This is a genomic window from Leisingera sp. ANG59 (assembly GCF_013317235.1).
Lineage (GTDB): Bacteria > Pseudomonadota > Alphaproteobacteria > Rhodobacterales > Rhodobacteraceae > Leisingera.
In genome coordinates this window covers 1-7,374 of the sequence record NZ_WLCM01000081.1, presented here as the reverse complement: position 1 = coordinate 7,374, position 7,374 = coordinate 1, and the positions used below count along the sequence as shown (strand labels likewise).

The 7,374-nt window shown below is 57.6% G+C and carries 10 protein-coding genes and 2 pseudogenes; 7 read left to right on the top strand and 5 right to left on the bottom strand.

Annotated elements, in window-relative coordinates:
• Positions 1–325 precede the first annotated feature (325 nt).
• On the top strand, positions 326–595 hold the full coding sequence (locus GKC28_RS25625; protein WP_174149768.1) for a hypothetical protein: 270 nt from the start codon (positions 326–328) through the stop codon (positions 593–595).
• Positions 596–1,069: 474 nt separating this feature from the next.
• Here the strand turns inward: GKC28_RS25625 and GKC28_RS25620 are convergent.
• A pseudogene (locus tag GKC28_RS25620) lies at positions 1,070–1,327 on the bottom strand (transposase); the annotation flags it as partial.
• Between the two features lie 41 nt (positions 1,328–1,368).
• Between GKC28_RS25620 and GKC28_RS26965 the strand changes: the two are divergent.
• Positions 1,369–1,992 (top strand): annotated as a pseudogene (locus GKC28_RS26965) (MFS transporter); the annotation flags it as partial.
• Between the two features lie 142 nt (positions 1,993–2,134).
• Here GKC28_RS26965 and GKC28_RS25615 read toward each other — a convergent pair.
• Positions 2,135–2,617: a VOC family protein gene (locus GKC28_RS25615; RefSeq protein ID WP_174149767.1), complete on the bottom strand. Its 483-nt coding sequence runs from the start codon at positions 2,615–2,617 to the stop codon at positions 2,135–2,137.
• A 121-nt stretch (positions 2,618–2,738) separates the two neighbouring features.
• Complete coding sequence (locus tag GKC28_RS25610) at positions 2,739–3,416, bottom strand: DUF1428 domain-containing protein (protein ID WP_254604419.1); 678 nt, start codon at positions 3,414–3,416, stop codon at positions 2,739–2,741.
• A gap of 96 nt (positions 3,417–3,512) precedes the next feature.
• On the opposite strand from GKC28_RS25610, the gene GKC28_RS25605 reads away from it, so the two are divergent.
• From GKC28_RS25605 to GKC28_RS25590, 4 genes are all read left to right on the top strand, one after another.
• Entirely contained in the window at positions 3,513–4,169 is a 657-nt protein-coding gene (locus GKC28_RS25605) for a winged helix-turn-helix transcriptional regulator (protein WP_174149766.1), read from the top strand.
• A gap of 132 nt (positions 4,170–4,301) precedes the next feature.
• On the top strand, positions 4,302–4,991 hold the full coding sequence (locus GKC28_RS25600) for a YdeI family protein (protein WP_368041173.1): 690 nt from the start codon (positions 4,302–4,304) through the stop codon (positions 4,989–4,991).
• Positions 4,992–5,176: 185 nt separating this feature from the next.
• Positions 5,177–5,518, top strand: a complete 342-nt coding sequence (locus tag GKC28_RS25595) for a helix-turn-helix transcriptional regulator (RefSeq protein ID WP_174149764.1) — start codon at positions 5,177–5,179, stop codon at positions 5,516–5,518.
• Complete coding sequence (locus GKC28_RS25590) at positions 5,515–5,982, top strand: SRPBCC family protein (RefSeq protein WP_174149763.1); 468 nt, start codon at positions 5,515–5,517, stop codon at positions 5,980–5,982. Before GKC28_RS25595 ends, GKC28_RS25590 begins: the two co-directional genes overlap by 4 nt.
• A 182-nt stretch (positions 5,983–6,164) precedes the next feature.
• Here the strand turns inward: GKC28_RS25590 and GKC28_RS26635 are convergent, their stop codons facing one another.
• Both GKC28_RS26635 and GKC28_RS25585 read right to left on the bottom strand, forming a co-directional pair.
• Positions 6,165–6,320, bottom strand: coding sequence for a hypothetical protein (locus tag GKC28_RS26635; RefSeq protein WP_254604417.1), 156 nt, complete (start codon positions 6,318–6,320; stop codon positions 6,165–6,167).
• Positions 6,296–6,898 (bottom strand): bifunctional 2-polyprenyl-6-hydroxyphenol methylase/3-demethylubiquinol 3-O-methyltransferase UbiG, encoded by a 603-nt coding sequence (locus GKC28_RS25585; protein WP_254604415.1) that lies wholly within the window; start codon positions 6,896–6,898, stop codon positions 6,296–6,298. Before GKC28_RS25585 ends, GKC28_RS26635 begins: the two co-directional genes overlap by 25 nt.
• A gap of 335 nt (positions 6,899–7,233) precedes the next feature.
• Here GKC28_RS25585 and GKC28_RS26630 point away from each other — a divergent pair.
• Positions 7,234–7,374: helix-turn-helix domain-containing protein (locus GKC28_RS26630; RefSeq protein WP_368041119.1), on the top strand; the 141-nt coding region annotated here is incomplete at its 3' end.

Sequence of the window (7,374 nt, the reverse complement as noted above, 5' to 3'; positions counted from 1 at the left end):
CTTGCGGTCACAGCCAACTTTCCGCGCGATCGCGGAAATGCTGAGACCCTGTTTCTTCAGATCATGGATCAAAACGATCTCCCTCAGTCCCTTCACCTGCCTGCCCCTGTCACTCTTTGTTTGGAGCATCAGGCCTGTGTCCCGCGGCAGCGCCAATTCCGAATATTTGAGGTTCGGAATTGACCCTGCCGCTCACGGCTGGGGAATTTTCAAACGGCGGTTTTGGGGAGATTACGTCCGGCGGTTACACCAGACCGGGGTCGATGTGCCTTTTGTCTTCAGCGCGCCCTGGCGGCTGCGGACTGCTTCCCAGAGTTCCGGGTCAATGATGCGCAGCTCTGGCACTTCGGTGAGACTGATGCGCAGCCTGGCCCGCGAAGGGCGGAGCTGCATCACAGTGCTGCACGATATCCCGCAGGCGGCCCGCTATGCCGATGAAAACGTGGTCATGAATGCGGGCCGCGTGGTAGCGCATGGCACGCCGCAACAGGTGTTGACCGGGGAGCTGATCGAACGGGTCTATGGCCTGCCTGTCGAAATCCATCCCGACCCGCTAACCGGCACACCGGTCCCGGTGCCGCTGGAGACGGTCTGATCGGGTTAGCAGTTCAGTTTGCTGCAAAGATTTGTCTGTCAGGCAGGGACGAAATGAATCCAGCTTCCCTTGGCGATGAACAAGGGGTTTGGTGCAACCTGCTGCGCAGGCGAATGTCCGGAACTCTCGCAGACTGTGAATTCGCTACCTCTGAAATTTCGCGGGTGCAGCGAAAGTCTGGATTGGCGGGCCGCACCGCAGCGGTGGAGGGTGATGATCAACGGCGGCTCAGGGCCGGTCAGGTTCCGAAAGGCGAAGTCGGTTCGCAACTTTGCAGCGGCGGCTTCCTGCGCATAGCTGCCCTTCGGGTGGTCCGAAGACAACGCCGGCAGCGATCATCAGCTTTAATTGGAGGACGTTTAACAGGCCGCAGAATTAGTCAGGCCAGCGGGACGTGTTCTCTCTGAGGGGGCTCTCTTGTCTCCCTTCCGGATCGGGCGGCTGGAAGCAGGCTTGTGGCCACCTCATGCAGCCTCATGCCGCCAGTAAGCGGGGCAGCCGGGCGAGATTTCCAGTGGCGAGCGTCAGGATGAAACGCGACCGCACCCGCTCTACGCCGCGATAGACGTTCTGGGACATGCCGCCAACAGTCTTAGCCCAACCAAACGCCTCTTCGATCCGCTTGCGGTGCTTCTGGGACAGGGCATAGCCTTTGTGCCGGGTGGTGCGCCGGTCGATTGCTGAATGCCGCGCTTTCCTGGCGACGTGCGGGGTGGCGCAGGCCTGGCGGAGAAGTAAAACGCTATGAGCAGGCAGAGGGCACCGGCTGGGCGATGAGAAACCTCGGTTTTGGGGCGGCCTCGGCCATCGGAGCCTGGATCGCAGCAGCCACGTCGCTTGCGGTTCCCTTTCTCATAAGCGCCGTCGTCATCTCGGTTTCGGTTCTGTTTGTTGTGTTTTTCCTACATGAGCCGCATTTCAAGGAAAACAAGAAGAAGACACCCTGGTTCAAGGCTATCGGAAAGCTATTTGCACAGCCGGGATTCGTCCTAATCATCCTGTTTTTTGCGGTCACTTTTGTGGCGGTTCGGATCGGTTTCTGGGCATTCCAGCCCATGCTGGAGCATCTTCAGGTAGAGCTTGGCTACTACGGAGTTCTATTCGGAGTTATGCTTGGAATCTCTCTGTTGTCGGCGCTTCGTGTCGGCTGGGTCAAGAAGGCCGTGGGCGGGTTCTGGTCTGTGCTCGCTCTGCTTATCTCTCTTTGCTTCCTTGTGCTTGGCGCAGGCGCTTACCTGGGCGGGCTTGCTGGTCTGATCATCGCGCTCCTTGGATTTGCAATTCATTCGGTTGCACAAGGCGTTTATGATCCCGTGATGCGACGGGAAATCAATTCGCTGAGTGATGGACCCGTCAGAGCCTCAACAATGGCTGTCGCAACCATGCTGGGAAATATCGGTTTTGCGATTGTTGCACCTGTCTATGGCTGGTCCGTAGAGAGCCAAGGCCACGGCTTTACAATGTTGGCCATAGCCTTTGCGCTCTGTTCCATTCCTTCAAGGCGAGGCGAGAAAGCCCGACGATCGGGTGAGGAAAAGATCAGCTGCCGCGGCGGGCTGCCTCGATTGCAGCAACATCGATCTTTGTCATCCCCATCATCGCTTCGAACGCACGCTTCGCTTCGCTGCCGCCTGCAGCGTGAGCCTCCATCAGGACCCGCGGCGTGATCTGCCAAGAGATGCCCCATTTGTCCTTGCACCACCCGCAGGCGCTCTCCGCGCCGCCGTTGCCGACTATCGCGTTCCAGTAGCGGTCAGTCTCTTCCTGATTCTCGGTAGAAACCTGAAACGAAAAGGCTTCACTGTGTGTGAATGCCGGCCCGCCGTTGAGGCCCAGGCAGGGAATGCCAAGGACAGTGAATTCAACCATCAGCACGTCGCCTGCCTTGCCGGAAGGAAAGTCGCTGGGCGCATAGCGAACGGCCGTTACCGTGCTGTCGGGAAAGGTTGCGGCATAGAAGCGGGCGGCAGCCTCGGCTTCGTTGTCATACCAGAGGCAAACTGTATTCTTTGCAACTGCCATTCGAAAATCTCCTTCAGCACAGCTTCCGGGTTGCGAACACTGGACCCGGAAGCCATGGGTATCGCTCGCGGGTGTTATGTTGCGTCTTCCGAGTCAAATATCGGCTCGAAACCGGCCCACATCATCCGCATGCCGTCAAAGGGCATTGCGGACATGTCCATTTGCCCATCTCCGCTTCCATCGCCTTGGCGGCGGCGTCACAGGTGGCACGGTCAGGCCAGGCGGACCAGCTGAACACCGGCACCTCGCCCTCTACAGCCTTCGTGGCGCGGTAGAAATCGGTCTTTTTGCCGTGCGGCACGTCCTCGCCCCAGTTTTCAATCAAGCCGAGCGCGCCGCCCTTTTCGAACATCTTCCAGCCTTCGTCCGCCATTTCGGCGTAGCTTGGCTTGTTCTTTTCCGGAACCGCCAGCAGGAAGCCCTGATAATACCCTGCGCCGGTGTGATTGCCCCGCTCGAACACGGGCGAGAAGCCGCCGTAAATCATGCGGCTGCCGTCAAAGGGCATTTCCGGCAGGGCCTTCATCGCGGGATCGGTTTCCATCTTTGCCCACGCTGCATCGGCAGCTGCCTGGTCGGGCCAGGCAATCCAGGAAAACACAATGGCCTCATCCGACTTGGCATCAACTGCGCCGTAGAAGTCGGTGACTTTCCCTTTCGGCACATCGGCGCCCCAGGTCTCAACCATACGGGTAGCGCCATAGGATTTGAAAAGCGGCCAGGCGGCCTCCACGTGGTCAATGTATTTTTGTTTGTTTGCCGCCGGAACAGCCGCGGTGAAGCCGGTGTAATAAGTCATTTCGACATCCCTTTTTACTCAAACACACGGGCGATTCTCGCCCGCGAACCCAGCCTGCCAATTGCAGTAGTAGAAAACAACTGTTAGTATTTAAACATGACTAACAACGGCCAATCCCCGCGTATCCGCTATGACGAAGGTTGCCTGGCAGCGCACGCGCTGAACCTGACCGGTGACCGCTGGGCGCTGCTTGTCGTGCGCGAGCTGATGTTTGCGCCAAAGCGCTTTCAGATGATCCGCAAGGGGCTGCCGGGTATCACTGCCAGTGTGCTCACCGGACGGCTGGAGCAGCTGGCGGCGGCGGGCGTGGTGGATCATGATGAGCGGCTTGGAATCTACGCGCTGACGGATGCGGGCCGCGGCCTGCTGCCGGTTCTGGAGGCGCTGTGCCGCTGGGCGCTGACGGTGCCGGGCCATGATCCCTCCCGCTTCATCAGCCCCTCTGCGCTGATGATTTCTTTGGGGGTGACCCTGATGCGGGGCAGAGCCGAAGGCCGCGAGGCATTGGCCGGCTTCGATATCAGCAGCGAGGCCTTTAAGGTGCATCTGTCCGGAGGCAAACTGCATACCACGGCGGTTACCTCGCCAAAGACAGGCTTTGTGCTGTCAGGCACAGGCAACACGCTGGCAGCAGCGGTCTACGGCAGTACCCCTTTGGCGGATCTCTCTGCCAAGGGGATCGTTCACGTGGAGGGCGACATAACAGCAGCCGAAGACTTTCTTTCTCTCTTCAGTCTCCGCCGCGATACATGAACTTTGGCGTATGGCATATCCGTATTTGCCGACCGTCAGTAATGCAATTCAAGCGAGAAGAAGTGCCAAAGCAGTAGTCTCGGGTGCTCATTGCCGGTTAGATGTTCCAAGGCGCGCTTCGTCTGCCCGGAAATGCCGCGGGTGCAATGCGCACTCCCTCTATCCAGGAACCAGAAACGTGAGGTCCGGCAAACAATGGCCATGATCACCGATCCCGATGACTTCTTCACCAAAGGCTGCGGCCGGTGCGACAGATTTGCCACGCCCGATTGCTCTGCCAGGCAATGGACTGAAGGCCTTGATCTGCTGCGCCGTATCTGTCTCGGAATGGGGCTGCAGGAAACGGTGAAATGGGCCCATCCCATATACATGTTCGCGGGCCGCAATATAGCGCTTGTCACGGCCTTCCGGGATGACTTCCGGCTGACCTTCATGAACGCGGGTCTTCTGGAGGACACCGAAGGCGTTCTTGAGCGGCAAGGGCCGAACAGCCGGACACCGGGAATGATCCGCTTCACCAGCGCCGGGCAGGTGGCCGGATTGAAGCCAGTGATTCAGGCATACCTTCAGCAGCTTATGGATCACGCCGAGGCAGGCATGAAGTCGCCCAAAACCCATACCGAGATCCCCATGCCTGACGAATTGGGCGACGCATTGGACGCAGATCCGGAGCTGTCCGTGGCCTTTTTTGCCCTGACGCCGGGGCGGCAGAGAAGTTATATGTTCAACCTCAGCCAGGCCAAGAAATCTGCAACCCGCGTTGCCCGGATAGAAAAATTCCGAGACAAGATTTTCGCTGGCAAGGGAGCAATGGAGCGTTAGGCAAGCAGCTTTCTTGCGGTTTGCATTCAGTGGAAAATCCTACGCTCCACAATGTGGGGGGTGAGTGACGCCAACCTGCTCTTTCGTTTGAATGCGGCGGGTACCGCAGTCCGGCAATTCAATGATAGTTAGGGGATCTGCTAACTTTAGTTGACACCGCGCGCTGAGCGTTATTACTTAGGTGTATGTCTAAGTATGAGTCCACTCTGGACCTTTGCTTCTCCGCACTCGGGGACCCAACGCGGCGCGAGATCCTCCAACGTCTTGCGCGAGGTGAAGCATCTGTCAGCGAGTTGGCCGCGCCGCATGACATGGCTCTGCCATCTTTCATGTCGCATCTGAAGAAGCTGGAAGCAGCCAACCTCATCACATCGAAGAAGCATGGCCGTACCAGAATTTGTGAACTGTCTTACGGTGCGTTCACGCCGGCCAAGGACTGGCTGAGCGAACAAAGTGCAATCTGGGAGGGGCGGCTCGACCGCTTTGACGATTACATCAGGAACCTCACGCAGGAGCGCAACAAATGAAACTCGATCCGAAAACCGACCTGACATTCACGCGCACACTCAACGCGCCGCGCGCTTTGCTGTGGGAATGCTGGACAACGCCTGAGCACATCAAGAATTTCTTTGTGCCCAAGCCGCATAGTATCGAAGCGTGCGAAATTAATCTGCGTGTCGGGGGCAAGTTCAATACGACGATGAATGTCGAAGGCAACCTGATGGAAAACGAGGGCGTGTTTCTCGAGATCGTGGAAGACGAACGACTGGTCTTCACCGACACATACTGTGAAGGTTGGAAGCCCGCCGCCGATCCTTTTATGACTGCCATCGTCGAGTTTGCAGACGATTGGAATAGCGGCACGACCTATACAGCAACCGCACGGCATCGTTCTCCTGAAGCCCGCCAGAACCATGAGAACATGGGGTTCTACGACGGTTGGGGCACAGTCGCGACGCAGCTGGAAGAATACGCTCAATCTCTCAAATGATGAAAAGAAAGTGCGGCTCTGCCGGCATCCGTCTCATACTGCATGAAATTATTGGCGATGCGGTGAAGGTATAGGCTGTCCTCAGGCAGGTGTTCGTGCGTGGCTTGTTAAATGCCGGAACAGCGCCCCTTGAGTATTTTGAAGAACCGCAGCCCGGTAGATTAGATTGGGCGGCGGCGCGGTCAGATCTTGCTCGCCGAAACCAGTAAAATCACCGGCCGCTCCAGTTCTTCGGCCAGGAAAGGGCTCTCTGCAATTTGCTCAGGTGTGGGCGCAAACTCTTCCACCCGGTACAGTTCGAAACCCGCCCCGATCAGGGTGTTGATGGTTGTCGCCAAGGTCCGGTGGTGCTTAAGCCCCCCCCCTTCGCGAACCAGTCAGTACGGCGCTCACCCTCAATGGAATAGCCGTTCACTGGCCAGGTTTTGTGCCCGTCTTCGTCCTGTATCCATTGCGGATGGGCGGCTGCCTTGAAGATCGGATATTCGATGGTGAAAACCAGATCTCCGCCGGGCGCCAAAGCTGCATGGATCATGCGGATCAGCCGCTCAAAATCTCGCACGTAGTGAAAGGTGAGAGCGCTGTAGATCAGATCAAACGCCGCTTCGGGCAGTTCAAGCGTTTGCAGATCGGCAATCCGGTATTCGATACCGGAATCCTCTGTATCATCCTTTGCACGCTCAATCATGTTCTGTGACAGATCCAAACCGAGAACAGAGGATGTTCCCTGTTCGCGAAACCAGCGTGCAGCCCAGCCGAAGCCACAGCCCAAGTCCGCCACGCGCTTGCGTGACAGCCCTGGGAGCAGGGCTTGAATTTCCGGCCATTCCGGCGCACCGTCCAACCAGTCGACCTGACGGGGAAGCTGGCTGTAGCCAGCGAAGAAATCGGGGTTGTCGTAGATATTCCGTGCCATGTTTATCTCCAGAAAAAAGGGAGGACGCGGCACGTTTTCCACGCCTAACAGCCTCGTCCAAATGGGCGAGGCCGAGGCTGGCAATCAGCGTGGTCAGTTCGTGTGATCGGCATCCCGGCATCCCTCCAAGGGGATACCGGCCAACCGGGCGACAATGTGGATGTCCTTCTCAACCATGCTGGGTACATCGGTCAGGATGCTGTGGATGTCAATTTGTGCCCGTTCAGATGTGAATCGGCGTGCAAAATTGACCCACTTTGGTGGGTTATGAGCGAGTAAAATTGACCCACCTGTTTTCGTTAACATCCGCACTAAAAGTGCGGAGGAAAGAGCAGGTGTTACTGATGGAAAGCGTGTCGAAGATCCGACGATGGGTATTGGTTGAGGGACGCAGCATCCGGTCTGTTGCGCGGGCGACGGGATTATCGCGGAACACGATCAAGAAGTATCTGAAGGATGAGAGCCCGCCGAGCTAC